At 65.9% G+C, this 25452-nt stretch carries 24 protein-coding genes, 4 pseudogenes and 1 other annotated feature; of the genes and pseudogenes, 17 read left to right on the top strand and 11 right to left on the bottom strand.

The features are described 5' to 3' along the window. Nucleotides 1–34: 34 nt before the first annotated feature. The 5 genes from J1M43_RS00560 to J1M43_RS00580 all read left to right on the top strand — a co-directional run bounded on the left by J1M43_RS00560 (nt 35) and on the right by J1M43_RS00580 (nt 3732). Nucleotides 35–760, top strand: coding sequence for a DUF2786 domain-containing protein (locus J1M43_RS00560; RefSeq protein ID WP_206475371.1), 726 nt, complete (start codon nt 35–37; stop codon nt 758–760). Nucleotides 761–888: 128 nt separating this feature from the next. Further along, nucleotides 889–1257 carry a helix-turn-helix transcriptional regulator gene (locus J1M43_RS00565; RefSeq protein ID WP_206475372.1) on the top strand — a complete coding sequence of 123 codons (369 nt, stop codon included), beginning with the start codon at nt 889–891 and terminating at the stop codon, nt 1255–1257. Beyond that, on the top strand, nt 1254–2933 hold the full coding sequence (locus J1M43_RS00570) for a SulP family inorganic anion transporter (protein ID WP_307823187.1): 1680 nt from the start codon (nt 1254–1256) through the stop codon (nt 2931–2933). Before J1M43_RS00565 ends, J1M43_RS00570 begins: the two co-directional genes overlap by 4 nt. Before the next feature lie 185 nt (nt 2934–3118). Then, nucleotides 3119–3472: a TraR/DksA C4-type zinc finger protein gene (locus J1M43_RS00575; protein WP_307823188.1), complete on the top strand. Its 354-nt coding sequence runs from the start codon at nt 3119–3121 to the stop codon at nt 3470–3472. Nucleotides 3473–3561: 89 nt separating this feature from the next. Continuing rightward, a complete protein-coding gene (locus J1M43_RS00580; protein ID WP_206475373.1) occupies nt 3562–3732 on the top strand; it encodes a hypothetical protein in 171 nt (56 codons plus the stop codon). Nucleotides 3733–3789: 57 nt separating this feature from the next. Here the strand turns inward: J1M43_RS00580 and J1M43_RS00585 are convergent, their stop codons facing one another. After that, on the bottom strand, nt 3790–4557 hold the full coding sequence (locus tag J1M43_RS00585) for an SDR family oxidoreductase (protein ID WP_206475375.1): 768 nt from the start codon (nt 4555–4557) through the stop codon (nt 3790–3792). 100 nt (nt 4558–4657) lie between these two features. On the opposite strand from J1M43_RS00585, the gene J1M43_RS00590 reads away from it, so the two are divergent. Beyond that, on the top strand, nt 4658–5521 hold the full coding sequence (locus tag J1M43_RS00590) for a helix-turn-helix transcriptional regulator (RefSeq protein ID WP_206475377.1): 864 nt from the start codon (nt 4658–4660) through the stop codon (nt 5519–5521). 28 nt (nt 5522–5549) lie between these two features. On the opposite strand, the gene gnd is transcribed toward J1M43_RS00590, so the two are convergent. After that, nucleotides 5550–6605 carry a phosphogluconate dehydrogenase (NAD(+)-dependent, decarboxylating) gene (gnd, locus tag J1M43_RS00595; protein ID WP_206475378.1) on the bottom strand — a complete coding sequence of 352 codons (1056 nt, stop codon included), beginning with the start codon at nt 6603–6605 and terminating at the stop codon, nt 5550–5552. Nucleotides 6606–6761: 156 nt separating this feature from the next. Between gnd and J1M43_RS00600 the strand changes: the two genes are divergently transcribed. Beyond that, nucleotides 6762–7571, top strand: coding sequence for a hypothetical protein (locus tag J1M43_RS00600; protein ID WP_206475380.1), 810 nt, complete (start codon nt 6762–6764; stop codon nt 7569–7571). A 108-nt stretch (nt 7572–7679) separates the two neighbouring features. On the opposite strand, the pseudogene J1M43_RS00605 reads toward J1M43_RS00600, so the two are convergent. The 3 genes and pseudogenes from J1M43_RS00605 to J1M43_RS00615 form a co-directional block, all read right to left on the bottom strand. Continuing rightward, a pseudogene (locus J1M43_RS00605) lies at nt 7680–8606 on the bottom strand (lipase maturation factor family protein); the annotation flags it as partial. Between the two features lie 350 nt (nt 8607–8956). Beyond that, nucleotides 8957–9382, bottom strand: a complete 426-nt coding sequence (locus tag J1M43_RS00610; RefSeq protein WP_206475384.1) for an NUDIX domain-containing protein — start codon at nt 9380–9382, stop codon at nt 8957–8959. 108 nt (nt 9383–9490) lie between these two features. Beyond that, nucleotides 9491–9889, bottom strand: a complete 399-nt coding sequence (locus J1M43_RS00615; protein ID WP_206475386.1) for a VOC family protein — start codon at nt 9887–9889, stop codon at nt 9491–9493. A gap of 631 nt (nt 9890–10520) precedes the next feature. Between J1M43_RS00615 and J1M43_RS00620 the strand changes: the two genes are divergently transcribed. Beyond that, the gene (locus J1M43_RS00620) at nt 10521–10904 is read left to right on the top strand and encodes an RNA polymerase sigma factor (protein ID WP_206475388.1); all 384 of its coding nucleotides are present in this window, start codon (nt 10521–10523) and stop codon (nt 10902–10904) included. Here the strand turns inward: J1M43_RS00620 and J1M43_RS00625 are convergent. Beyond that, nucleotides 10901–12165 (bottom strand): IS3 family transposase gene (locus tag J1M43_RS00625; protein ID WP_241245166.1). Its coding sequence is split into 2 segments (ribosomal slippage): nt 10901–11880 and nt 11880–12165, totalling 1266 coding nucleotides; the frame shifts between segments, so codons are not numbered across the junction. The two genes, J1M43_RS00620 and J1M43_RS00625, sit on opposite strands and share 4 nt — an antisense overlap. Then, nucleotides 11753–11880 (bottom strand) — a sequence feature (AL1L pseudoknot). It overlaps the preceding gene by 128 nt. A gap of 80 nt (nt 12166–12245) precedes the next feature. Between J1M43_RS00625 and J1M43_RS00630 the strand changes: the two genes are divergently transcribed. The 8 genes and pseudogenes from J1M43_RS00630 to J1M43_RS00665 form a co-directional block, all read left to right on the top strand. Further along, a complete protein-coding gene (locus J1M43_RS00630; RefSeq protein ID WP_274607460.1) occupies nt 12246–12458 on the top strand; it encodes an RNA polymerase sigma factor in 213 nt (70 codons plus the stop codon). A gap of 166 nt (nt 12459–12624) precedes the next feature. Next, complete coding sequence (locus J1M43_RS00635; RefSeq protein ID WP_206475390.1) at nt 12625–13584, top strand: hypothetical protein; 960 nt, start codon at nt 12625–12627, stop codon at nt 13582–13584. 102 nt (nt 13585–13686) lie between these two features. After that, entirely contained in the window at nt 13687–14397 is a 711-nt protein-coding gene (locus J1M43_RS00640) for a hypothetical protein (RefSeq protein WP_206475392.1), read from the top strand. Between the two features lie 313 nt (nt 14398–14710). Then, nucleotides 14711–16114 (top strand): phospholipase D-like domain-containing protein, encoded by a 1404-nt coding sequence (locus J1M43_RS00645; RefSeq protein WP_206475393.1) that lies wholly within the window; start codon nt 14711–14713, stop codon nt 16112–16114. A 535-nt stretch (nt 16115–16649) separates the two neighbouring features. Continuing rightward, the gene (locus tag J1M43_RS00650; protein ID WP_206475394.1) at nt 16650–16967 is read left to right on the top strand and encodes a P-II family nitrogen regulator; all 318 of its coding nucleotides are present in this window, start codon (nt 16650–16652) and stop codon (nt 16965–16967) included. Then, entirely contained in the window at nt 16964–17464 is a 501-nt protein-coding gene (locus J1M43_RS00655; RefSeq protein ID WP_186806244.1) for a hypothetical protein, read from the top strand. The genes J1M43_RS00650 and J1M43_RS00655 overlap by 4 nt, the downstream gene beginning before the upstream one ends. A gap of 9 nt (nt 17465–17473) precedes the next feature. Then, nucleotides 17474–18472 carry a TerC family protein gene (locus tag J1M43_RS00660; RefSeq protein ID WP_147040078.1) on the top strand — a complete coding sequence of 333 codons (999 nt, stop codon included), beginning with the start codon at nt 17474–17476 and terminating at the stop codon, nt 18470–18472. Nucleotides 18473–18581: 109 nt separating this feature from the next. Further along, nucleotides 18582–18852 (top strand): annotated as a pseudogene (locus J1M43_RS00665) (CNNM domain-containing protein); the annotation flags it as partial. A gap of 155 nt (nt 18853–19007) precedes the next feature. Here J1M43_RS00665 and J1M43_RS00670 read toward each other — a convergent pair. Then, nucleotides 19008–19535: pseudogene (locus J1M43_RS00670) on the bottom strand (lipase maturation factor family protein); the annotation flags it as partial. Between the two features lie 149 nt (nt 19536–19684). Between J1M43_RS00670 and J1M43_RS00675 the strand changes: the two are divergent. Then, nucleotides 19685–20479 (top strand): SDR family NAD(P)-dependent oxidoreductase, encoded by a 795-nt coding sequence (locus tag J1M43_RS00675; RefSeq protein WP_206475396.1) that lies wholly within the window; start codon nt 19685–19687, stop codon nt 20477–20479. Between the two features lie 77 nt (nt 20480–20556). Here the strand turns inward: J1M43_RS00675 and J1M43_RS00680 are convergent, their stop codons facing one another. The 4 genes and pseudogenes from J1M43_RS00680 to J1M43_RS00700 all read right to left on the bottom strand — a co-directional run bounded on the left by J1M43_RS00680 (nt 20557) and on the right by J1M43_RS00700 (nt 25431). Further along, complete coding sequence (locus tag J1M43_RS00680; RefSeq protein ID WP_206475398.1) at nt 20557–21480, bottom strand: glycine betaine ABC transporter substrate-binding protein; 924 nt, start codon at nt 21478–21480, stop codon at nt 20557–20559. A gap of 51 nt (nt 21481–21531) precedes the next feature. Further along, a complete protein-coding gene (locus J1M43_RS00685) occupies nt 21532–22494 on the bottom strand; it encodes a proline/glycine betaine ABC transporter permease (protein ID WP_206475399.1) in 963 nt (320 codons plus the stop codon). Further along, the gene (locus J1M43_RS00690; protein WP_307823189.1) at nt 22494–23795 is read right to left on the bottom strand and encodes a glycine betaine/L-proline ABC transporter ATP-binding protein; all 1302 of its coding nucleotides are present in this window, start codon (nt 23793–23795) and stop codon (nt 22494–22496) included. The genes J1M43_RS00685 and J1M43_RS00690 overlap by 1 nt, the downstream gene beginning before the upstream one ends. A gap of 335 nt (nt 23796–24130) precedes the next feature. Further along, nucleotides 24131–25431: pseudogene (locus J1M43_RS00700) on the bottom strand (class I SAM-dependent methyltransferase). Between the last annotated feature and the right edge of the window lie 21 nt (nt 25432–25452).

Below are 25452 nucleotides of genomic sequence, written 5' to 3' on the forward strand. Positions count from 1 at the left end.
AGACTGAACGGGATCGCAGACAAGGGAGAACACGATGAGCGAATCCAAACTGGACCTGATCGCGAAGCTGCTGGCGAAGGCTGAAAGCACGACGCCGGAAGAGGCTGAGGCGCTGACCGAGCACGCCGAGCGGCTGATGGTGAAGTACGGCATCGAACAGGCGCGGCTCGATGCGCGGCGCGCGAAACTCGGGCAGGAGCGCGAGGAGATCGTGCAGGAGCAGATGGTCTTCACGGGCTCCTACGCACGAGACATCCGCGAGTTGGGCGGCAACGTCGCGTTCGCACTCGGCTCGATCAGGCCGATGCAGTCCGAGCGGCCGGGCGGCGGATTCATCCTGTACTTCGTCGGGTTCACCTCAGACGTGCAGCAGGCGAAGATTCTCACTGCGAGCCTCGAGGTGCAGGCGATGGTCGCGATGCGGCAATGGTGGGCGAGCCGCCGCGAGCTGTACCGATGGCACTCCGAGAGCGAGAAGCGGCGCGCGCGCAGCGGATTCATCCGCGGGTTCGGGATCGGTGCCGCCCAGCGTCTACGCGAGAGTCGCGCCACGATCCTTGAGGAGGAAGGGTCGGGCACAGCGCTCGTCCTCGCGGATCGCCAGGATCAGGTGGATGCCGTGGTCGACGCGATCCCGCATCGTCGGGGACGAGCGCGCCAGGGCGCCGATCGTTCGGCCTTCACTCACGGACATCGATCGGGTCTCGAGGCGAACACCGGCGGGAGCGCGGTCACGGCCGGGCGGGGCCTGTCGGGCTGAGCGCGAGCGAGCGAGTGGCGGCAGGCCGGGTTCGTTGTGGCTGTCGTTGTCGCTGTCGTTGTCGTTGTCGCTGTCGCTGTCGTTGTCGTCAAGTAGGGTCGACATTCAGGCAATATGATGGATTTATCATGCCACTAAGTGATGCACACCGTCCGCTGTACGAGGTGAAGGCGAACCTCTTCAAAGGGCTCGCCCATCCGCTCCGCATCCGCATCCTCGAACTGCTCTCAGACTCGGACGAAGTGAGCGTCGCCCGCCTCGGCGAAGAGACGGGGCTCGAGGCCTCGCATCTTTCTCAACACCTTTCAGTACTGCGCCGCCACCGGCTCGTCGTGTCCGAACGCCGCGCCAGCCACGTCTACTACCGCCTGGCCGATCGCCGCACCGCTGAGATGCTCGCCGTCGCCAGGGCGCTGCTGCTCGAGATCGTGCGCTCCGACGGCGAGCGCATCGACGAGGTCGACGGTCTGCCGGCACTCGCCCAGGCCCGTCCGTGACACCCATCACCCGAGCCGCGGCATACATCCGCGGCTACCTGCCGTCCCGCACCGACTACCGAGACCTGCGCCGCACGTGGAAGGGCGACCTCGTCGCCGGTCTCACGGTCGGCATCGTCGCGCTCCCCCTCGCTCTGGGATTCGGCGTCAGCTCAGGTGTCAGCGCGGAGGCCGGGCTCATCACCGCGGTCATCGCCGGCGTGCTCGCCGCGATCTTCGGCGGCTCTAACGTCCAGGTCTCCGGACCCACCGGAGCCATGGTGGTCGTGCTGCTGCCGATCGTCGCCGATCACGGCGTCGGCACGGTCGCCCTGGTGAGCATCATGGCCGGCATCATCGTGCTCGCGGCGGGCGCCCTGCGCCTCGGACGCGCTGTCAGCATCATCCCGTGGCCCGTGATCGAGGGATTCACGCTCGGTATCGCGGCGATCATCTTCCTGCAGCAGGTGCCATCGCTCACAATCGGCGGGCACGCGGATGCCGCGAGCCACAGTTCCAACGCCCTGGTCGCCGCCGTCCAAGCGATGGGCAGCGCCGACTGGACGTACGTGCCTTGGGCGGTCGGCGCCGCCCTCATCGTCATCGGGTGCATGCTTCTCGCGCCGCGCCTGCATCCCGGCATCCCGGGCTCTCTCGTCGGAATCGCGGTCGTGACGATCCTGTGCCTCGTCATCGACAGCCCCCTTGCCGTCATCGGTGCGCTGCCAGACGGGCTGCCGATGCCGGCCTTTCCGACGCTGACGCTCGGCGGCACGGCATCCCTGCTCGGACCCGCTCTCACGATCGCCGCGTTGGCAGCCATCGAGTCGCTGCTCTCGGCCCGCGTCGCCTCGTCCCTCGCAGACACAGGGCCGTACGACCCGGATCGGGAGTTGGTCGGACAGGGCATCGCATCCATCGGTTCCGGCCTGTTCGGCGGGATGCCGGCGACCGGAGCCATCGCACGCACCGCCGTGAATGTTCGGTCGGGCGGCCGCACCAGGCTCGCATCGATCGTGCACGCGGTCGTGCTGCTGCTGTTCGTGCTCGTGCTGTCGGGGCCGGTCGGAATGATCCCGCTTGCGGGCCTCGCCGGCGTGCTCATGCTCACCGCCTACCGGATGGTGCACAGGGCGACGATGCGGTCGATCCTGCGCTCGGCCAGATCGGATGCCGCGGCCTTCATCGTCACGGCCATCGTCACGGTGTCGTTCGACCTCATCATCGCCGTCGTGATCGGAATCGTGTTCGCGGGTGTCTTCGCGATCCGCAACCTCTCACGTGGCGCGGGCGTGCAGCGCGAGGAGATCGCCGGTGTCCCGCAGTCGGGCGATGAGCGCATCTCGGTCGTGCGCATCGACGGGCCGTTGATCTTCGCATCCGCCGATCGGGTGTTCGAGGAGATCACACGCATGCGGGGCGCCACGGTCGTCATCCTGCGCATGTCGAAGCTCGAGCACGTCGACGCGAGCGGAGCTCATGCCCTGCAGGACATCGTGCAGTCCCTCGAACGACGAGGCGTGACGGTGCTCATCAAGGGGGTGCAGCCGGTGCACGAGGACCTGTTCCGCACGATCGGGGTCCTGACCTCGCTGCGCCATCACCGTCACCTCTTCACCGCATTGGATGACGCCATCGCCCACGCTCGCAGTCACATCTCGCGCGAGCAGGGTCCGGCCGCGTCCACGTCCCAGTGATGCGGGTCGACTGAGTCGTGACCTTTCCCGCGCCCGCACCCGCGCGATCCGCACACTTGTCAGCCCAGATCACGGATGTCAGCCTGAAGGGCCGGTTTCCGACTGACCTCCGTGATTCCGGCTGACATCGATGATTCCGCGCCGGCTGACATCCGTACCGCGAGGCGCGGCGATACCCTGAGACCGTGACCGACACCGAGCTGCGCACCCTGCTGGAGGTGCTGCGCCGTGAGGCGAACGCTCGCACAGAGTCGCTCTCCGCCACGCTCGCCGAGCTGACACACGATCGCAGCAGCCAGAGCGACGACGACGAGCACGATCCGGAGGGGGTGCCGCTGTCGGCCGAGTGGTCCCGTCTGAGCGGGCTGCTCGACGGGGCCCGCGACGAACTGCAGCAGGTCGACGACGCGCTGACCCGAATGGATGCCGGCGACTACGGCGTCTGCGCGAACTGCGGTCGCAGCATCCCGATCGCGCGGCTGCGCGTCAGGCCGTTCGCCACGCTCTGCGTGCCCTGTGCGGAGAAGCTCGGGCGCTGACCACCCGGGCGTACGCGGTTGTCAACCCTCTGGCGACCGCGGATCGGACGGACGACGCTGAGCGGACATCCGACGAACAGGAGCACCTCATGAGCGAGCCGAACACCGGCGAGCCCCGCATGGACGACCCGATCGAGACGGGTCTCGACAAGGGGACCGGCGACCCGAACGACGACCGCACCTATCTCGACGACCTCCCACCCGCCCAGGTCGAAGACGAGGACGAAGACGACACAGACGAGACGGATGCCGACGCCTGATCCCGGCGCCTGAGCCCGGCGCGCGGCCACCGGTCTCGTGACCGTGCGCCCGGGAACTCAGTTCGCGGCGAGCGCGTCCGACCCGTTCAGCGCCCTGATGACCTGCGCCTGATCCCCGCGCGCTTCGCCGTAGCGCAGGAACTTCACGCGCTCGACCTGCACCTCGGTCGCGTCCGGCTGCGACTCGAGAATACTCATCGTCTCGTCGATGTACTCGTCGAGAGGCAGCGCGAGCGGGTCGTCCTGATGCCCCGGCATGAGTTCGGTCTGCACCGACGGCGGCACGAGTTCGACCACGCTGACGCTCGTGCCTGCGAACTGCAGCCGTAGCGTCTCGCTGAGCTGGTGGATCGCCGCCTTCGTCGCGTTGTAGGTGGGCGTGACGCGCAGAGGGGCGAACGCGAGCCCCGACGAGACGGTCACGATGGTGGCATCCGGCTGCCCGAGCAGATGCTCGATGAACGCCGAGATGAGCCGGATCGGTCCGAGCAGGTTCGTCGTCACCGTGGCCTCGGCGTTCTCGAGGAAGCTGCCGGGCGTGGTCCAGTCCTCCATGCGCATGATGCCCGCCATCGCGACGAGCACGTTGAGTTCCGGATACTTCGCGATGACCTCATGCGCCGCGGCGACGATGGATGCGGCATCCGTCGTGTCGATCCGGACGGTGTCGATTCCCGGATGCTGCGCTGCGATGTCCGCGAGAAGCTCGGTGCGGCGACCGCCGATGACGACCTGATTGCCGGCCTCGTGGAGGCGGAGCGCGAGGGCGAGGCCGATACCGCTGGTCGCGCCGGGGATGAAGATGGTGTTTCCGTTGATTCGCATGCTTCGAGTGTCGATCGAGCCGGCGGCGCGCGGCAGAGAGCGGTTATCGGGGGATCGGCGATCCCTGGATACCAGGGCGTAGCGCGCGCATGATGGAGGGATGGATCGTGAAGCACTCGCCGTGTTCCTCCGTCGGCGCCGGGAGCAGCTGCAGCCCGGCGACGTCGGACTGTCCGCAGGTGTGCGACGACGTGCGCCAGGACTCCGCCGCGAAGAGGTCGCGCAGCTGGCGCTCATGTCGACCGATTACTACACGCGACTCGAGCAGCAGCGCGGACCGCAGCCGAGTACACAGATGCTCAGCTCGCTCGCCCGCGCGCTCCGTATCACCGCCGACGAACGCGACTACCTCTATCGCGCCGCAGGTCACGCCGTGCCCGACCGGATCACGCCGTCCGACCACGTCGCGCCGGCGCTGCAGCGCGTGTTCGACCGACTGCACGACACTCCGGCGCTGATCATTTCGACCCTCGGCGAGACCCTCGTGCAGAACGCCCTGGCCGCAGCTCTCCTGGGCGACAACGTCGGCGCCGCAGGGCTCGAGCGCTACGAGCCGTACCGCTGGTTCATGCGACCGGAGCAGACGCGGGCCCACTACCCGTCGGAAGATCACGCGCGGAACAGCCGAGCGCAGGTCGCCGGGTTGCGCGCAGCGTACGGCGCCATGGGCCCGGATTCGCAAGCAGGGATGCTGGTCGCCGAACTGTCACGTCGCAGCGAGGAGTTCCGTGAACTGTGGGAACGGCACGAGGTCGCCCAGCGCTTCGCCGATCACAAGACGCTGATCCACCCCGAGGTCGGCCCGATCGAAGTGGACTGTCAGGTGCTCTTCACCGAAGACCGCGGTCAGGCGCTGCTCGTGCTGACCGCCGCGCCCCGGAGCGAGGACGAAGAGAAGATCCGGCTGCTCGGCGTGCTCGGGGCGCAGCGGTTCGGGGTGGATGAGCGGGTTCGGAAGGTCTGAGGGAGCGGGCGCGCAGCGCCTCCCGGTTCTAGCCGGCGTCGGCCTTGCGCGCACCCGCCTCCAGCACGTCGCCGGCCGGCCGCTCCTTGTGCCCGCCGAACTGCAGACGCATCGCCGAGAGCACCTGGTTCGCGAACTGGTCCTCGTCACGCGAGGAGAAGCGCTCGAACAGCGACGCCGCGAGCACCGGGACGGGAACGCCCACGTCGACCGCGGCCTTGACCGTCCATCGGCCCTCGCCGGAATCCGACACCCGCCCGGCCAGCCCGTCGAGCGTGGGGTTCTCGTGCAGCGCGGCCGCGGTGAGGTCGAGCAGCCACGAGGAGATCACGGAGCCTCGTCGCCACAGCTCGGTCACCTTGTCGGTGTCGATCGGGAACTGGTAGAACTCCGGCTCCTCCAGTGGCGCGATCTCTGCCGAGTGCTCGGCTTCGCGCACACCGGCATCCGCGTTCTCGAGCAGGTTGAGGCCCTCGGCGATCGACGCCATGATGCCGTACTCGATGCCGTTGTGCACCATCTTGACGAAGTGCCCCGCACCGGACGGGCCGCAGTGCAGGTAACCCTGCTCCTCGGGGGTGAGGTCGCCGGAGCGCCCAGGGGTGCGCTCGATCTCACCGGCGCCCGGAGCGATCGTGCGCAGCACGGGTTCGATGTGTTCGAACGCCCTCTCGCTGCCGCCGACCATGAGGCAGTAGCCGCGCTCGAGTCCGAACACGCCGCCGCTCGTGCCGATGTCGACGTACTCGATGCCGGTCTCGCGCAGTTTCGCGGCCCGGCGGACGTCGTCGCGGTAGTTCGAGTTGCCGCCGTCGATGAGGATGTCGCCCTTCTCCAGGACGGCCGCCACCTCTTCGGCCACCTGTCCGGTGAGGGAGGCGGGCACCATCATCCAGACGACGCGGGTCGGGGTCAGCTTCGCGGCGAGGTCGGCCATGCTGTCGGCGCCGGTCGCTCCTTCCGCGACGAGTGCGGCGACGGCATCCGCGTTCACGTCGTAGACGACGCAGTCGTGCCCGTCGCGCATCAATCGCCGGACGATGTTCGCGCCCATCCTGCCGAGTCCGATCATGGCCAGCTGCATATCCCGCTCCTGCCGTTCCGCTCGGCCCGCGGTGAGCCGAGTCGTGGTCATCCTGACACGGCCCGCGGCGCGATGCCAGCATCCGGCGCCACCTCCGCAGAACTCATCGATCCGAGGCGGGTGCGCGGCAATCCACCGCAGTAGGCTGAACGCATCATGCAAGAGTTCTGGCAGTGGGCGGGCAGCTTCTGGTGGCTCATCTTCCCGATCATGGGAATGGCCGGCGGGGCGGCGAAGGCGTGGGAGCAGGGCGCGAAGCGCCGGCACGAACGACGCCTCGAGACGCTGCGGCTGAAGGGCGAGCTCAAGGCCGCCGAACTCGCCGCCCGCGGTGGCCAGGTCGCACCCTCGAAGAAGCCGCGGGAGATCGCCTCCGACGCCAGGGTGTCGTCGAACCAGCTGCTGGCGCGGCTGTTCCAGGAGCATGACGAGATCACCGCCCGTTGGCTCGACTACGAGCTCGACGTCGCGAAGCTCATCGCCTTCCCGGCCATGAGCGACGGCCGCCAGCCGCTGACCGCCGCATTCCTGCGGGCGAAGAAGACGGCTGATGCGCTGCGTCCGGTGTCCGCGGACACCGAGGTCAGCGAGCAGCGCGTATCTGAGTACCTGGATGCCGTCGGCAACTACGCCGTCGCGTTCGAGATCGCGGAGAAGGATGCCAGGCGCCTGCGCGATTCGTCGTTCACCGATGCCGAGCGCAAACGCCTCGATCGCGCCCAGAAACTGCTGAAGGTCGCCGTCGACGAGTCGGCCACCCAGGCCGAGCGCAACGTCGCCTACAAGCGCGTGCGCGAAGAGCTCGAGGGGCTGATCCTGCTCTCGGACGAGGCCGTCACAGTGCTCGAGAATCAGGTGGCCAGAGAGATCACGACCGGCCAGGCGCCGGTGCCGCAGCCGGAACCGGTCGCAGAGCCTGCCCCCGAACCGGAGCCGATGCGTCAGCCGAAGCGCGACGCCTCGTAGAAGCACTTGCGCCGGGGCCCCCTCCTGCCGCCGGCGCCCCCTCGTATGTACGCACCCGAGAGGGGGCGCCGACGGAGAAAGGGGGCGTCGACGTCGCGGGCGCGCGACTCACGGCAGTTCGGCAGGCCCCACGATCTCCCGCCGCCGATCCCGCACCCACACGACCCCGTCGCGCCGCCGCTGCTCCCTGGTCGCGAAACGGTACCGGTACGACACGGCCCTCACCCACCGCGGCTTCTGCCCCGCGAACGGGTCGGTGCGCAGCAGCGCCAGCGTCGCAGCATCCGCCTGGAGCAACCGTGCCAGCAGCATCGTGAACCAGTCATCCAGTGAGCGCCCGAGCGGCAGGAACCACATCAGCCAGTCGAGGCGCAGATGGTACGGCGCGAACTGCCGCGGCACGCGGCGCACGTCACCGGGCTTGCCCTTGAACTCGTACTCGCGCCAGGTCGCGGCATCCGGGTCGTCGTCGAGAGTGCCCTCGATGACGATCTCCATCCGCTCCTTCGTCACGGTGCCGAACGCGCCGTAGGCGTTCGCGAGCTCCCAGCGGTTGAAGCTCGCGTTCATCAGCTGGCGGCGGGCGAACAGATTGCGCAGGGCCGGCCAGCTGACGACGAGGTACAGGATGCCGACGGCCGACGTGATCACGACCCAGTACAGCGGAATCGGCTGCTGTCCGGTCCCACCTGACGGGATGCCGATCGCCGAGAAGGCCAGCACGATGGTCGCCCAGTTGAGCCACGCGAAGTTGCCGGTGATCACGAGCCACAACTGCGTGACGATGACGATCGCGCCCGCGACGGCCCCGACGATCGCCGGCACAGGGCTCTCGATCCACAGCCCCAGGATCGGTGAGAACAGGAAGAACGGCACCACCAGCTGCGCGAAGTGGTTGCCCACGACCTCGGCCTTGTGGAACCACCGTGGCAGCAGGTGCGCCTGACGGCTCAGCGGACCAGGCATCGGCTGCGTCTCGTGGTGGTACGTGAGGGCGGTGAGGTCGCGCCACTCCCGCCCGCCGCGGATCTTGACTGGCGGAACGGCAATATTGAGATGTGCGATATTTGCCGATCTTGATTCTGTGACCATGGCGTATTCACGCATCGGAACGATGCACCGGGCAGCAGCGAACTAGCGGGCGCCCAGAGGCCGGTGGTCGGCTTCACCAAACCAACAATGCACCCGTCGCAAACGAGCGTTTTCGGCTGTCTCGTAACTAAGGGTTAGTACCTCGGCTCCCCCGGCAGGTCGCGAGACATAGATATGAGACTCGCGCGACCGTGGAGCCCCGTCAGCCGACTGCTGGTCCTATGAGACGTCCCGCAACCGTAGGGATACGAGACAGTTGTCGCAAAGTTGGCGTCGGCTGAAGTCCGGACGACTCACTCGCCGGATTGAGTGGCGCTTATGGCCGCATGGGCAGCCATGGGTACCAGGTCTGTGAGCGAGTCCAACCCGGCCCACAGCGGCTCGTAACGATTTATGGCGGAGCTTCTCTCGACTTCGGGGCCACCGAGACGCAACCGTCGCGTTCGAACAGCAACCTCGAAATACACCGCCTCTTCATTGGAGAGGCCCGGAATGGCGAGGCGTCGGACGATTGTCCCTTCCAGGCCTGTCTCCTCGCGAAGCTCCCGGAGGCACGCCTGCTGAGGCGATTCGTCCAGCTCGACCCCACCGCCGGGAAGTACGCAGTACTTCTTGCCGGCCTTTTCGCGAGCGATGACGAGTACCTCGCCGCCCTCGATAACGACCGCAACTGCCCGAACTCTCACGCGAAGGACTCTAGTCCGGATTCGCGTCGCCATGTGGTGGTTGCTAGTTGGATGTCTCGTAACCTCGGTGTCGCAAAACGCATCGGATACGCGACAGTGCACGACGACGGCTCGGTCCTCCGGTTGTGCATGCGCTCTGGTTCACTCCGGAGAGGCGGTGGCGACGACCTCGGCTTTGAACCCAGCAGAGTTCTCGATCCAGCCTGCGTAGTGGTCCTCGCCACCCGCATGCGGATAGCGATCCTGATAGAGCGGATGCCAACCGTGTGCGGGCGCGTCCTCGATGATTGCGTCGACCTCCGCCGCAGACTCCGCCTTGAACGCCAAGTGATTCACTCCCGCCCGACGACGGTCGTGCACGGGCGTCGACAGGTTGGGCGAAGTCGTGATGGTGAGATATTCAGCGCCGGCCCTCCAAGACTGCCCTTCGGCCCAGGAGCTATCGAGCGCGAAACCTAATCTGCTCAGCAGCCAGCCCCACTCCGCTTGCGCCTCCGCAAAATCCGCAACCCACAATTCGACGTGATGGAAACCTGGCATCTCCCGATCCTGTCAGGCAGGCCGGTGTCTCATAACCTCGCCTGTCTCAAAACCCATGGGATACGAGACAGTCGCCCCACCTCGCGCGATCGGCTGACGCACACGAGTGTTGAGGACTTCGGACAGAAGTGCCGATGACTTCGGACATTGACACGCCGACCGTGCGACACGCCGGGGAACGACCCGCCAAAACCTCCTGCCGAAACTGATCGCGCCGAAACGGCATGGTCGACGTTTTCGGCGCGGGCTCCAGCGCGGCGCGTGTGGGGCGATTAGTGAAGAAACGGATAACGGGATTACCCATCAGAAGTTGCGGTATCAACTCCCGGCCGATAGATAACCATTCTCATCAGGTCGTTCTGTGTTCATGTTTGCAAGAATCGCAACCGGCATTTTCGCATCAGACGCGAGATACGAGGCCGCTGCCCGCACCTCGTCGCGCCGCGAGTCCTCATGAGGATCCGCTTGCGCGACTCCTATCGTTCCACAGAAGGATGCCCAGTCCGGCGCACGATAAGTTCGGGCAGCGCGTGTGTAGCTCGGGCGCGGAATCACGGGGCCCATCCGAGGACGCCCAGCTTTCCTCGAAAGAAAGATGGAAGGAATTGCCGCTGTGGGAGGAATACCTAGTGTGAGCACAGACAGCGACATCTTGAAGCGGGCGGAGCGGACTCCGCAGGCGTTCGCTGAAGTTTTCGACCGGCATGCCGGTGTGGTCGAGTCGTTCTTGCGGCGCCGGCTAGGGGCGGATGCCGCTGAGGACGCCCTGAGCGATACGTTCCTCGTCGCGTTTCGTCGACGGGGTTCGTTTGATCACGCGTGGGAGTCGGCGCGGCCGTGGCTGTTGGGGATCGCTGCCCGGGTGGCGGCGAAGCATCGCGTGACTGAGGCGCGACACTGGCGGGCGGTGGAAGCTGCCGCTGCGCGCGGAGAAACGACCAGTGGTGGAGGGTTTGAGGAGTCGACCGGACGGTTGGATGCTGCCGCCGCGATCCGTGAATCGCCCCGGGTTTAGTGGAGGGCGAGTTCTCCCAGCGCCGGCTGGCGTTGGGGGTTGATCTCACGGTAGTACTCGTTCTCCTTCTCGATGGGTGTGAGGTAGCCGATCGAGGAGTGCAGCCGGTTCTCGTTGAACCAGTGCACCCAGGACAGCGTCGCGAGTTCGAGGTCGTCGGCGCTGCGGAACGGGCCATCGATCTTCACGCACTCGGTCTTGTAGAGCCCGACGACGCTCTCGGCGAGGGCATTGTCGTAGCTGTTGCCGACGGTCCCGATCGATGCGATCGCGCCGACCTCGGCGAGCCGCTCGGTGTAGCGCAGCGCCGTGTATTGCGACCCGGCGTCCGAGTGCTGAATGACGCCGGTGATGTCTTCACCGGCCCGATCGCGGATCCAGAGAGCCATCTCGAGCGCGTCCAGTGGCAGGTCGGTCGGCATCTTGGACATCGTTCGCCAGCCGACGATGCGGCGGGAGAACACATCGGTGACGAACGCGGTGAACGCCATCCCCGACCACGTCGGCACATAGGTGAAGTCGACCACCCAGAGCTCGTTCGGCCGGTCAGCGTGGAACTCCCGCTTGACGTGATCCTCCGCCCTCGGCGCTGAGGAATCCGGGCGGGTCGTGATGAACTGCTTGCCGCGGCGGATGCCGCGCAGGCCCTGCTGACGCATGAGGCGTTCGACAGTGCAGCGCGCGACGATGATGCCCTCCCGGGTCAGCAGCCGCCAGACCTTCCGGGCGCCGCTGATCCCACGACCGAGCTTGCGGTCCCAGAACACCCGCTCGATCTGCACGACCAGTTCCGCATCGCTGACGGTTCGCGCGGAGACGGGTCGCTTCTTGAAGGCGTAGTAACCGGACGGAGCGATCTTCACCCCGTGCTCTGTGAGCACGCGGCAGATCGGCTCGACTCCGAACCGGTCACGATGATCGTCGATGAACTGAACTACCACGGCAGTCGCGGGTCGAGCTCCCGCGCGAAGAAACTCGACGCCGCCAACAGGATCTCGTTCGCGCGCTTGAGCTCACGCACTTCCGCCTCGAGTTGCTTGATCCTCGACGCATCGTCAGTCGTCGTTCCAGGACGCTCTCCCGCGTCGATTTGGGCCTGCTTGACCCAGCCGCGGAGCGTGTCAGGATTCACCCCGACACGCTGTCCGATCCGGATCACTGCCTGATTCACAGACAACTCCGGATCCTCCTTCCGCGCTTCCTGCACGAGCCGCATCGCTCGCTCCCGCAACTCCGGCGGATACTTCCTCAAAGCTGGCATAGGCCTCATCCTCTCGGGACTTCAGACCCTCCACGAGACCCGGGGCGATTCACCGTGCCCTTGCACCACGCATTGCGGCACTGTCTGCCAAGGAGCGCGACACGTTGTTTATGTATGCCTGGTCTGACCTCGCACCAGAGCAGATCGCTCAAGCACTGAAGGTCCCTGTGGGCACCGTCTGGTCGCGGCTGCATCGGATCAGACGCAAGCTCGCCCCACCGGGGTCTGATTCCGCTCGGCTGACATGGATAGCAAGGGAGATGGATCATGGAATTGTTCGAGATGGTGCGTGAAATCGAGAACACGCAGGATCCCACGACTCCTGCGCGGATTGCGCGATCGCGTGCGCAGTTACTGACCAAGTTGAGAGTTGAGCCGAAGCGACGCGTTCGCGCACGCTGGGTGTGGGGTGGCACCGCCGCGGTGGGAGGCTTGTCTACCGCAACTGTCGTAGCCAGCGTGATCATCGCCGGCCTGGCGGCTCCCGTGGTCGTGCAGCCCGCGTCGGCGGCCGCTGTCGAGGTTCTGAACGACGCAGCCGAAGTGGTAATCGAGGGCGCAGACCTGGTAGTTGGCCCGGGCCAGTATTTGAGGGTCCGCGAGACCTACGAGCGGGTGTCACTGTGGGACGCCGACGCTGGCTTTAACACGGCCACACTTCCCGCATCCGAAGGCGCAGTTCAGGTGCGCGGTGTCCGAGACCTGTATGTACCCAGCGACCGCACCGAGGATTGGATTCTCGACGACCGCGCGACAAACGAGGTACTCGAGGTGTGGGGAGATCCGCGGACCCAAGCCGCGTACGACCAGATGGCCGAGATGTCGGCGGTCCCACCCGGAACCGACGCAGATCCCGCGGGGATCCGGGTTCTTCCGCAGGGCGCTGACGGAAGCCCAGCTCACGAAAGCACGCCCCAGCCGACCCCCTCGCCCGGCACAGTGAACAGCGAAGCCAGCGCGCCCTCGGTCGACGATATCGGGTACTACGACCAGCTCCGCCCGTTCTACGACGAGATGCCGAGAGACCCACAGCAACTCCTCACCTGGTACCGCGAGAACTTGGGAACGTCCTCGGACGACTGGTACGTGTTCCAGAGCATCGGCCAGGGACTCCGGATCAACCTGATGCCGAAGGACCTGAGAGCAGCGTCGCTTCGAGTTCTTGGCCTGCTCAGCAACGTCGAAGTGGCGGCAACTAACGGGACGATCACCACGCTCACACTGCCGGCCAAGCTTGGCATAGGGGGACAGTTCGGGGACTTGCTGGTGTCCGAGCTTGACATCGACACCAGCACGGGGCAGATCGTCGGAATCCGGGAGACCTACCCGCACCGTTCAACGAGTCTCATGCCAGAGGGAGTCCCCTGGGTATCGTGGCAGATCGAGATCACCGTCGTCGACGAAGCCCCGACCCCCTAAACGGACGCACCGACTAAGACGAGCGTTGTCAGGTACACGTGACTGATTAGTGAAGAAACGGATAACGCGGTTACCCATCAGAAGCTGACATGTTCTCGGCTCGTGATCCCCTTCCGTCCACAGATCCCCTGCGATACTGAAATCATGTTGGCTCGCGATGAGGTTGAGGAACTCGCCCGTCTAAGAAAGGCTGCGTATGGACCCGAGTCCGTCGAGCTGGCGGCCGACACACTGACTCGACTGAGCGAGCTTGAAGTATCTGCGCGAGTTCAGGATCTCACTTCCGATGACCCAGATATCGCCTCGGAGCAGGCTCCTGCGGTAGCGCCGGATGAGTCCCGCGATATAGGGACGAACGCGGTAGGAAGATCTGGCGAACGCCGACATCTGCCGAGCTGGTCGATTCCCGTTCTCATCGCTAGCGGCTTCGCTGTCGGAGTCATTGTGGGCGTCCAGCCTGAGTGGTTATCGATGTCGCCTCCGTCTCCAGAGAACGCAGGAGGAGTGTTGTCAGCGGAGCAGTTTCAGAGTTATGACCGCGTGACTGCGACGCAACGCTGGGACGATCCGGAACAGGTGAAACTCGCTGCCGGGGCCAACCACGCTATCGCCTGGACGGGGTTCATGGCGGACGGCGACGACTATTGCGTTGCGATAGATGAGAAGCCCGCAATAACGCTGGTGTGCCAGCGGGCCGATGATCCGGACGCCTATCCGTTGCGCTTCGAGTGGGTAAGCCCCATCTCCGGCATTTCACTTCACCACATTGCGAAAGCGGACCGCTCGACGACGACGACGATAGGTGTCTATTGAGCCAGCGGGATTCTACCGCGCTATAAATCCGGAGAATACGCCGGTCCCGATTACGCCGGGTCACCAGTACGGTAAGGCTTCTCCTGATGATTCGATGAGGCACTATACCTCGAATCGAGGAAGAGGCGCACGCTGCCACAGCTGAGTGCACCCTCGCCCGAGGCCGTCTGACCGCACCGATTAATGTGGTGTTTCGCCGTTGGCGCTCGCGCTTTCGTGTGCACCTCGCGGGTTCGGCTTGCACAGGCGTTGCGCGCCCACTTATACGCTTAGCGAGCGGCCACCTCGGTCCACTCTTAGATGTAGGAGCAGCGTGACCCATATCTTCGACAACATCGAGCTCGCGCTTGGCGGGCACCTCGTCCAGACGCTGAAGGACTCGACCCGCATTGACGCGGCCGTCGGTTACTTCAACTTGCGCGGCTGGAAGCTGTTCGGGGACGTAGTCGCCGAACGAGAAAGTGGGGACCACCCCATCGCTCGGGTGCTTATCGGCATGGTGCATGGCGACCCGGAAGCACAGGTCATGGCCCATCTCCAGCGGACGCTCGAGGGCGGTCAGGAGTCTGATGACATCGACCGAAAGACTGCGCAGGCGCGGTTGAAGCAAGCCAAGCTGAAATTCCGTCAGCAGCTCATGCGTGGCGCACCCACCAAGCAGGACGAGCAGACGATCCGGGCGCTCCGGGAGCAGTTGGCAGATGGTCGGGTCGCCATCAAGCTATTCACGCGTCGCCCGCTGCACGGCAAGACGTACATCTGCCATCGACAGGACAAAATCACACCCATCGTCGCCTACGTCGGCTCTTCCAACCTGACTACATCTGGCCTCGTGTCGAACTTCGAGCTCAACGTGGACGTCGTAGATTCCGATGGCGCCGAGAAGCTCGATGGATGGTTCGAAGCGCGGTGGGATGACCCGTTCGCCGTTGATGTCACCGCGGACCTCATCGATGTCATCGACGAGTCCTGGGCTAGTGAAAACCTTCTGTCGCCCTACGAGGTGTACCTCAAAGTCTGCTGGCATCTCTCGCGCGATGTCCGAGAGGGCCTCATCGAATACACCTTGCCGCCGTCTATGCGGAATCAGCTGCTGGAGTATCAGGAGAGTGCCGTCAAGACCCTCAGTCGGCGCATCATGACCCGCGGCGGCGCCATGCTCGGAGACGTAGTTGGGCTCGGCAAGACCATCACCGCCACGGCGACGGCGATGATGCTCAACGAGGCGGAGGGCTACCGCACTCTCATCGTCTGTCCACCGAACCTCGAGAAGATGTGGTGGGAGTACAAGGAGAAGTACGAGCTCAACGCCACAGTCGTGCCCTACTCCATGGCCGCGAAGCGGTTGCCGGACCTGGGCAGGTATCAGTTCGTCATCGTCGATGAGTCGCACACGATGCGCAGCGACAGTCGCCAGGACTACAAGGCGCTCCTGGAGTACATCCGCAACTACAACTCAAAGGTGCTTCTGCTCACGGCGACGCCCTACAACATACGGTTCCGCGATGTTGCCAATCAGCTAGGTCTTTACCTTGAGCCTGACGAGGACCTCGGACTCCAGCACCGAAGGCTAGTCCATCCCATATGTACCGGTCTGGGTTTTCGGCCAGCATGGGCCAGACCTGGAGGCCATTCCTTTCGAACCGTTCCAGCACGACGGGCACCACGTCGGTCATCAGTCAGCCCATGTGTGCGACTGGCGGAGAGTCAATACTGAGGGGTGCAGTATTGGTCGGTTGCGCGGAGCGTCGACCTCTCGCAGCCGACTAATTCACTCCGATGGCCACCCCAGTCGCAGCCCGAGGTCAAATGACGTGATGGCCTCAGTCATCTGCCGAAGAGGTTTCCCCAGCCAGGGATGTCAATGTTGGAGAGCTGTTCCCCGAAGCCACTGATGTTCTCGCCCAAGCCCGCTGTGGCTCCGGCAGCGAGGTCGCTCGCCCCGCCAGCTAGATCACTCGCCCCGCCGGCAAAGTCGGTGGCTGTGGCGGTGACGTCCTCCAGTCCCGTGGCAAGCGCGGAAAGGTCGATCGCGCCGGCAAGTGTTTAGCCGAGCTGTTCGGTAGCGGGTGTGGGTCGAACCGGTAGTGCGGGCGCGGGGATCTGGTAGCGCCCGCGCCCGCACTGCGGTCACTCGGCCGGGACGAGCCCGGTGACGTGGCGGCGCATGCCCCCACAACTCCCTGGCACCGGTACACCCGCTACGGCTGGGCGAGCCAACCCACCCGCACACACAAGAAGGAGAACCGCTGATGCACGGACTGACCGAAATGACGAAGGTGGAATTCGTCGTCCCCGGCCGCGACGCCCCCTCGATCCGCGCCCTGATCACCGCCGCCGGCGCCACCGGCTACACCGGCGTCTCCGGCGTCTCGGGCATCGGCCACCACGGCCACCACTCCGGTGCGCTGCTGTTCAACGACTACGACACCCTCACCATGCTGATCACCGTCCTCCCCCCCGAGCGCGCCGAAGAGCTCATCACCGCAGCCCGGGAACTGTTCACCACCTGCAGCGGCGTGATGTTCGTCACCGACACCTACGTCAGCCGACCTGACTACTTCCAATGACACCCACCCCGAACCCCTACCGCGGTGCTGTCATCGCGTTTGCCACCATGCACGGCAAAGAACAACTCGCCCGCGGACCGTTCCGCACAATCCTTGGCGCCGCGGTTCTCGCCCCGGCAGGAATCGACACCGACCAGTTCGGATCCTTCGCCGGCGACATCCCTCGTACCCTCACCCCACAACAGGCCGCACGCAGCAAAGCACTCCTCGGACTCCGCGCCGCCAGCTTCCCCGTGCCCCCGGGCCGGCACATCCTCACCAGCGCACAAGCCCTCTCCAACGCCACCCGCCTCGGCTTCCCCACCAAGGCGTCATCGTGCAAGCCCACCACGACCTGTTCAGGAAACACGGCGAGGACATGCATACTTGGAAGTCCAAGGGGAGTACTCCGCCACAGTCGGCTCGTCATTACGGATGCACGCCGCATCCCGGGCCACCGGTCCTCGATCACGAGGATGGAGAAGACCTTGGCACTGATCCGCTCACGCCACGGTTAGGACCCCGCTGTGAACATCCCCCCGCTCGTCTGGATCATCACGATCGCAGTCACGATCGCGTTCTTCGTCTACGAGTTCTACGCGCACGTGCGCAAGCCCCACGAGCCGACCATAGGCGAATCCGCCCGCTGGTCGGCCTTCTACATCGGTCTCGCGCTGCTGTTCGGCGTCGGCATCGGAATGGTGTCAGGCTGGACGTACGGCGGTGAGTACTTCGCCGGGTATCTGACCGAGAAGGCGCTGTCGATCGACAACCTCTTCGTCTTCCTCATCGTGATGACAAGCTTTGCCGTGCCGAAGATCTATCAGCAGAAGGTGCTGATGATCGGCATCGTGATCGCACTGATCCTCCGCGGCATCTTCATCGCCGTCGGCGCGACGCTCATCGAGAACTTTTCGTGGGTGTTCTACGGATTCGGTGCACTGCTGCTCTTCCTCGCCTACCGGCAGGCTTTCACACACGGCGACTCCAACCCCGCCGACGGCAGGTTCATGCGCTTCGTGCGCCGCCATATGCGCGTGACCGACGAGTACCACGGCGACCGCCTCACGATCGTGCAGCAGGGGCGCCGCTGGGCCACGCCGATGCTGCTCACCATCATCGCGATCGGCTTCGTCGACCTCATCTTCGCGGTCGACTCGATCCCGGCGATCTACGGGCTGACCGAAGAGGCGTACATCGTCTTCACCGCCAACGCGTTCGCGCTCATGGGCTTACGCCAGCTGTTCTTCTTGATCGGCGGCCTGCTGGAGCGGCTGGTCTACCTCGCGCAGGGGCTCGCTGTCATCCTGGCCTTCATCGGCGTGAAGCTGCTCATCCACGCCCTGCACAAGAACGAGTTGCCGTTCATCAACGGCGGCGAGCCGATCACGGTGATCCCCGAGATCCCGATCTGGCTCTCGCTACTCTTCATCGCCGGGACGATCGCGGTGGCGACCATCGCCAGCCTCATCAAGACCCGCGGCGACCGCCGCCCAGCCGAGCAGGTCTCAGCCGATGACACATAGAAGGAACTCTCGTGAGCATCCTGCACCGCGCTGATCCCTCCCCCGACCCCGACAGACCCGGCGCCCGGCCGATTCGGCGGGCGTACGCTGACGAAGGGCTTGACGTTCGATGAACGGCGACCTCACCCTGAACATCGCGCTGGTCATCGCCTTCGTGCTCATCGGCGGCGTCTTCGCACGCACCGAGATGGCGCTGGTCACCCTCCGCGAGAGCCAGGTCAACGCGATCGCCGCGCGCGGCCGGCGTGGTGAGCGCGCCGCCGCGCTGGCACGCAACCCCAACACGTTCCTGTCGGCGGTGCAGATCGGTGTGACCGTCGCAGGGATTCGCTTCGGCCGCCTACGGTGCGACCTCCATCGCACCGTCTGTCGCTCCGCTGTGATGCATCAGACCAGACATTGATGCAAATGCCCTGCCGAGGTTCCCGATCTCGGGGCCAATCTCTTTCAGCAACGCCACAAGTACCCACTTCTCGCTGCGGCGTGGGCTCGACCTTGCTCTCTTTCATGATGCATCAGACGGCAATATTGCTCGCTTGATCATGCCGGCACCGAACTCCAGCCGGAACACGAGCCACCACAGCAGCACAATCACGACGGTCGGCGGCGGCTGATCCCGCGAGCCGAGGAACGCGGCGAGGAACCCCGCCTCCAGCAGCAGCATCTCCCACCCGAAGCCGTAGAACGTCTGCCCGATGCTCGAGATCGACATGTACCCGAACCAGAGTGCGAGGAAGCACAGCATCGGCACCCACGGCGGCGCGAGCTGCGGGATGCCGGCGACGAGGAGTACGGCGATGACGATGCCGGCCCAGCACAGCGCCGCCAGTCGCCGGTCGGTGTACCGGATGCGGTGGAAGAGCGTCGGGCGCAGCATCCGCCTTCTCGCCTTCGACGAGGCGGCCCATTCCAGCAGCGCCGGCGCAGGCAGCAGCCCGCGCTCTCCGAGCAGCGGACGGAACTGGTTCACCGTCGACACGAACGCGACGAGGTACAGCGCCGCGATGCCCCGCTGGAGCACCTCGCGCGCGAAACCGAAGTCGACAGCCGCGAAACCGTCCATCTCGTCAGGTTACGCGCGATCGGGCTCCGACGCCCCCTGTTACCGCCGACGCCCCCTCGTAACCGCGCAGGCAACAGGGGGCGTCGACGCGAGCAGGGGGCCTCGGCGCAGCTGGGCATGTTCCGACCTCTCGCGTGGTTGCACCCACCATGCGCATCGATCTAGACGGCAAGACCGCACTCGTCACCGGCTCCACCCAGGGCATCGGAAGGGCCATCGCCAGGGCCCTCGCCGACGCCGGCGCACGCGTCGCCATCAACGGCCGCAGCGCCGACACCGTGGCATCCGTGATCGCCGAGCTGCAGGCGGAGTCGGGCGAGCGCGAGTTCATCGCGGCGCCGGGCGACGTCACGAACCAGGCAGGGGCGGATGCCGTGCTCGCAGCGACCGGCGACATCGACGTGCTCGTCAACAACCTCGGGATCTTCGGGGCGGCGGATGCGCTGGAGATCTCCGACGAGGAATGGCGCCGCTACTTCGACGTGAACGTGCTCGCCGCCGTGCGGTTGATCCGCGCGACGCTGCCCGGCATGAAGACGCGCGGGTGGGGGCGCATCCTGAATATCGCCAGCGACTCGGCCGTCGTCATCCCGGCCGAGATGATCCACTACGGCATGTCGAAGACGGCGCTCCTCGCCGTCTCGCGCGGCTTCGCGAAGGATGCCGCGGGCACGGGCGTCACCGTGAACTCGGTGCTCGCCGGCCCGACGCATACCGGCGGCGTGGAGACCTTCGTCTACGAGCTCGTCGACTCGGCCCTGCCATGGGATGAGGCGCAGCGCGAGTTCATGCGCCTGCACCGGCCGCAGTCGCTGCTGCAGCGCCTGATCGAGCCCGAGGAGATCGCCAACATGGTGGCGTACCTCGCCTCCCCGCTGGCATCGGCGACGACGGGAGCCGCGGTGCGCGTCGACGGCGGGTACATCGACTCGATCGTTCCGTAGCCCGGCCGCACGCTCGCACAAGAAGGGCGCCGCGGCCGAAGCCGCGACGCCCTTGCACCCTCAGTGAGCGAGGGTGATCACTCGGTGACGACCCAGTCGAACTGGTCGCCGTTCTCCTCGAGCCACTTGTCGACGGCGTCGGCCTCCTGGCCCTCGCCGAACTCGTTGACGACGAGGTCCTCGAGCGAGCCGTACTGGTCGTCGTCGAGCTTGATCTGCTCGATGAGCTCAGCGGCCTCGGGGAACTCCTCGGCGAAGCCCTTGTGCGCCATGAAGTTCAGCGTCTCAGCCTCACCCATCGCACCCAGCGGGTCCTCGAGCTCCTTGACGTCGTACTTGCTGTTGGCCCAGAAGGGCTTCCACAGCGTGACGACGAGGTCCTCCTCGTTGTCGATGGCCTCACCGAGAACGGTGAGCATGCCCGAGGTCGACGACGTCTCGAGGGTGTACTCCCCGTCGAGGCCGTACTCGGGCATCATCGAGTCCTGCGTGACGCCGGTGAGGCCGGCGCCCGGCTCGATGCCGATGATCTTGCCGTCGAAGCGAGCGGCCTGCCCCTTGAGGTCCTCGATCGACGTGATGTCCATGTAGCTGGGCACCGCGATCGTGAGCTTGGCGTTCTCGTAGTACGCGCCGAGGTCTTCGAGGTCGTCGCCGTACGTCTTCATGTACTCGGCGTGCGTGACCTCTGGCCATGCCGACGGGAACAGGTCGACGTCGCCCTGGGCGAGACCGGTGTAGAGCGGGCCCGCCTCGGTCAGCGTCTCGAGCTCGACCGTGTAGCCGAGCTTCTCGAGCTGGTCCTGGACCAGGTAGGCCATGCTGAGGCCGTCGGTCCACGAGGGGATGAAGCCGAGGGTGATGGTGCCCTTGTCTCCGCCTTCGCTGTCACCGCCGCCGTTTCCGCCTGCGGTGTCGTTGCCCGTCGCGCAACCGGCGAGGGCGAGGGATGCCACGGCCCCCAGGGCCACGGCGGCTGTGATGTGCCGGAACTTCTTCATGGTGCTTCCTTCCGTATGTTCTGCTGCGTTTCGTATGGGACAGGGATGGGTCTATACGGCTCCGCCGCCGATGGGTGCGCGGTGCGGTGACGCCACTGCACGCGCGGCCTCAGCCGCGGCATCCGCCTTGCTCGCCTGCTGCGAAGCGCGGCGGCGATTCACCATGCCCAGCAGCGACGACGGGAACTCGCCGGGGGTGCCGAGCGCGGCGGTGACGCGGTCGAGGAACACGGCGAGCAGCACGACGGCGAGTCCCGCCTCCGCGCCCTTGCCGATGTTGACGGTCGCGATCGCCTCGACGACCAGCTTTCCGAGGCCGTCGGCCCCGGCCATGCCGGCGATGACCGCCATCGACAGCGAGAGCATGATGACCTGGTTGACACCGGCCATGATGGTCGGCATCGCGAGCGGGAGCTGGATGCCGCGCAGGATCTGCCCCGGCGTCGCACCGAACGCGTGTCCGGCCTCGACGGTCTCGGAGTCGACCCCGCGGATGCCGAGTTCGGTCATGCGCACGCCGGGAGGCAGGGCGAAGATCACGGTGGCGACGAGTCCTGGCACGACGCCGATGCTGAAGAACACGATGGCGGGGATCAGGTAGACCATCGCCGGCATCGTCTGCATGAAGTCGAGGATCGGCTTCAGCACCGCACGCACGGTGGCGTTGCGCGCCGACCAGATGCCCAGCGGAATGGCGATGACCACCGCGACCAGCGCCGCGACGATCACCAGCGACAGCGTCTGCATCGCTCCGACCCACAGCCCCATGCTGAGGATCAGCGCGAACGAGACGGCCGTGCCCAGTGCCATCCACAGCGAACGGACCGCCCAGGCGATCAGCGCGGCGATGATGATGAGCACGACGATCGGCGTGCCGAGCAGCACTTCGGTCAGGCCGTTGACGAGGAACTTGACGATGAACGAGATGAAGTCGAGCAGGCCCTCGAGGTTGTCCTTGACCCATGCGACAGCACCGGCGACCCACTCGCCGATCGGGATGCGGAAACCGTCCATCAGCGCACCTCTCCTTCGATCGCGGCCTCGGGGGCGACGGCATCGGCCGCCTCTCCCAGCACCGCGGCGATCTCGGCGTGCGAGACGGGGGGAAGTGGCAAGGTGATCTCCTCGGTGGAGTTCGGGCCTGGGCCGAGGGCTGCGAGCAGCGTGACTCGCGGGATGACGCCGGTCAGCCGCCCCTCGGCGTCGAGCACCGCGAGCGGTAGCTGCGACTCGACAGCGGGGACGAACAGGTTCATCAGCGTCTCGTCCTCCGAGACGGCCTGCGGAACGGCCTTCAGAATTGACGTCAGCGACGTCTCGCCCTTGCGCACGAGCTTGACGGCATCACGATCGGTGACCATACCGAGGAGCTTGCGGTCGCGGCCGGTGACGTATGCCGCCGACATGTAGGCGTCACGCATCTGGCGCAGCGCCGTCCGAGGGCCGGCGGTGTCTGCGACGACCGGACGTGGACGCTCCATGACGTTGGCTGCCGTGAGCACGCGTGCGCGGTCGACATCCTGCACGAACTGCTCGACGTAGTCGTTGGCCGGGTCGGTGAGGATGTCTTCTGGCGTACCGATCTGCACGATGCGGCCGTCGCGCATGACCGCGATCCGATCGCCGAGGAACATCGCCTCGTTCAGGTCGTGCGTGATGAAGACGATCGTCTTCTGCAGTTTCTCCTGCAGCTCCACCAGCTGCTCCTGCATCTCTCGACGGATGAGCGGGTCGAGGGCGCTGAACGCCTCGTCCATCAGGAGGATCTCGGTGTCTGCAGCGAGCGCACGCGCGATGCCGACGCGCTGCTGCATTCCACCGGACAGTTGCGAGGGAAGTTTGTCGCCCCAGCCGTCGAGGCCGACCATCGCGATGACCTCGTTGGCCTTGGCAAGGCGATCGGCCTTCGGCACGCCCTTGAGCTCAAGCGGGTAGGCGACATTGTCGGCCACGGTACGGTGCGGCAGCAGTGCGAAGTGCTGGAACACCATCGACACGTTCTCGCGGCGGATCTGGCGCAGGCGGGAGGCCGGCACTCCGGCGATCTCGTCGCCGTTGATGACGACAGAGCCGTCGGTGATGTCGTGCAGGCCGTTGAGCATGCGGATGATGGTGGACTTGCCCGAGCCGGACAACCCCATGATGACGAAGATCTCACCGCGGTTGACGGTGAAGCTGGCGTCGATGACGGCAGCGGTTCCGGCATCCTGAATGTCGGTGCGGGATTCGCCCGCCTTCAGGCGGCGGACAGCCTGGTTCGGATTACGTCCGAACACCTTGAAAAGATGGCGCGCTTCGAGAGCGGTTTCGGTCACGTTTCCCCCGGTGGCTTCCGATTCTTCGGGTCTCGGAGCCGACTTCGGTTGCGCCCGGGTGATGATCACGGGGCCGCTTCGACAGTTCTGCACTGGCGGCTCAGGCAACGGATTTCGGATCCGCGCAAAGAACATCGACCGTACGCCCACGCCTCTTCGCAGCACAGCTCATCGAAGGAAGGACGTGACCGCGGACTGGTCTATAAGCCGAAAGGCCTACATTTCAACGTAACAAAAGGGCCGGTCAGGGGCAAATCTCGTCCACGTTGACGTCGTACCTTTTTATTGCCTGAACGGGGATTCTGTCGAATGTCGACAATCTGAGTGTTGGCGTGTCAGCGGCGGATACTGCGCGTCACGGTGAACTTCGAGGTGCGATGCAGCTGCTCGGTCCAGCCGATCATCCTCGTCAGTTCCGGGCGATACGCGAGGCTCGAATTGAACACGGTGAGCAGTTCGCCGCCGGGGCGGAGAAGTCTCGCCGCGGCTTCGAAAAGGCGCGTCGCCGCCCCGGTGTGCACGCTCGCGCCGAGGTGGAACGGCGGGGTCAGCAGGATGAGGTCGGCGCTGCCGTCCGGCAGTTCGGAGCCGGCATCGTCGTGCGTCACCGTCACGCGGTCGGAGACGCCGTTCGCGATCATCGTCTCGCGGGCGGATGCCGCGGCTGCCGCCGAGCGGTCGGTCGCCGTGATCTTGGCTTCGGGGTGGTTCAGCGCGTAGTACGCGGCGAGCGCTCCTGTGCCGCAGCCAAGGTCGATGACGGTGGAGGCCGCTTCGACTCGTCGCTGCGCTCCTCGCTCAACGCGTTTCGTCTCGCCTTCGGCTCGCTCAACGACCCGCGAAGGTTCGGTCGGCGCGGGATCCCCATGGTGGGTCGTTGAGCGAGCGAAGCGAGACGAAACGGGTAGAGCGACCGAAGGGAGTCGAAGCCTTCCCTCCCCGCCCCGAAGCATCCGCCCCGAAGCATCCCCTCCAGCACCCCGAGCAGCACGCGGGTTCCGATGTCGATCCGGTTCGCGGCGAACGCCCCGCCGTGCGCGACGATGGTGAGCCCGAACCCCGGATGCTGCGCCCGCTGCGGATACGGCGGCTCATCCGGCGCTGGCAGCGGCTCGGATGCCACGACCAGGCGCGACTTCCGCTCGGCGCGCTGCGGCTGCACCTCGGCGAAGCGGCGTCCGAGCACCTCGTTCTGCGCGAGGGTCATGTGCTTCACTCGCCCCCCGGCGACCAGCACCACGTCGGTTGCGGCCCAGCGGGCGACGGCATCCGCGATCTCCTCCAGCTCGGCGAGCGCCTTCGGCAGCTGCAGCAGCACGAGCCGCGCACCCGACAGCAGCGTTTCATCCAGCTCGTGGGAGGTGAATCCTTCGAGGCCGATTTCTTCGGCGTTGCGCGTCAGCGCCCGCCTTCCGGTCACGAGATCCTGATGCACGCGGATGCCGATGCGCCCGGCATCCGTCAACGCGAGTGTGATCGCACCGTACTCGTCACCGATCACCGCGATCTCGTCGCCCGGCAGATCCACGGCGAGCGCACGCTGGACGAGAAGCTCGTCGGTGGCATCCCAGGCCTGGAGGTTCGTCGCCTCCACGTCGGGGTGACGGCGAAGCCGGCTGAAGGCGAACTCTGGCACCCGCCCACTGTACGCGGGCTG

Origin of the sequence: Microbacterium sp. KRD172 (assembly GCF_017168295.1) — a bacterium.
In the GTDB taxonomy this organism is placed as follows: Bacteria; Actinomycetota; Actinomycetes; order Actinomycetales; family Microbacteriaceae; genus Microbacterium; species Microbacterium profundi.

What these genes read in the sequence shown, in the direction of transcription:
- gnd (WP_206475378.1), bottom strand. Translation starts at nt 6,605, where the DNA reads ATGCAGCTGGCCATGATCGGACTCGGCAGGATGGGCGCGAACATCGTC.
- J1M43_RS00675 (WP_206475396.1), top strand. Translation starts at nt 19,685, where the DNA reads ATGCGCATCGATCTAGACGGCAAGACCGCACTCGTCACCGGCTCCACC.
- J1M43_RS00600 (WP_206475380.1), top strand. Translation starts at nt 6,762, where the DNA reads ATGCAAGAGTTCTGGCAGTGGGCGGGCAGCTTCTGGTGGCTCATCTTC.
- J1M43_RS00615 (WP_206475386.1), bottom strand. Translation starts at nt 9,889, where the DNA reads ATGCCAGGTTTCCATCACGTCGAATTGTGGGTTGCGGATTTTGCGGAG.
- J1M43_RS00590 (WP_206475377.1), top strand. Translation starts at nt 4,658, where the DNA reads ATGGATCGTGAAGCACTCGCCGTGTTCCTCCGTCGGCGCCGGGAGCAG.
- J1M43_RS00680 (WP_206475398.1), bottom strand. Translation starts at nt 21,480, where the DNA reads ATGAAGAAGTTCCGGCACATCACAGCCGCCGTGGCCCTGGGGGCCGTG.
- J1M43_RS00585 (WP_206475375.1), bottom strand. Translation starts at nt 4,557, where the DNA reads ATGCGAATCAACGGAAACACCATCTTCATCCCCGGCGCGACCAGCGGT.
- J1M43_RS00610 (WP_206475384.1), bottom strand. Translation starts at nt 9,382, where the DNA reads ATGGCGACGCGAATCCGGACTAGAGTCCTTCGCGTGAGAGTTCGGGCA.
- J1M43_RS00560 (WP_206475371.1), top strand. Translation starts at nt 35, where the DNA reads ATGAGCGAATCCAAACTGGACCTGATCGCGAAGCTGCTGGCGAAGGCT.
- J1M43_RS00655 (WP_186806244.1), top strand. Translation starts at nt 16,964, where the DNA reads ATGACACCCACCCCGAACCCCTACCGCGGTGCTGTCATCGCGTTTGCC.
- J1M43_RS00580 (WP_206475373.1), top strand. Translation starts at nt 3,562, where the DNA reads ATGAGCGAGCCGAACACCGGCGAGCCCCGCATGGACGACCCGATCGAG.
- J1M43_RS00650 (WP_206475394.1), top strand. Translation starts at nt 16,650, where the DNA reads ATGCACGGACTGACCGAAATGACGAAGGTGGAATTCGTCGTCCCCGGC.
- J1M43_RS00685 (WP_206475399.1), bottom strand. Translation starts at nt 22,494, where the DNA reads ATGGACGGTTTCCGCATCCCGATCGGCGAGTGGGTCGCCGGTGCTGTC.
- J1M43_RS00565 (WP_206475372.1), top strand. Translation starts at nt 889, where the DNA reads ATGCCACTAAGTGATGCACACCGTCCGCTGTACGAGGTGAAGGCGAAC.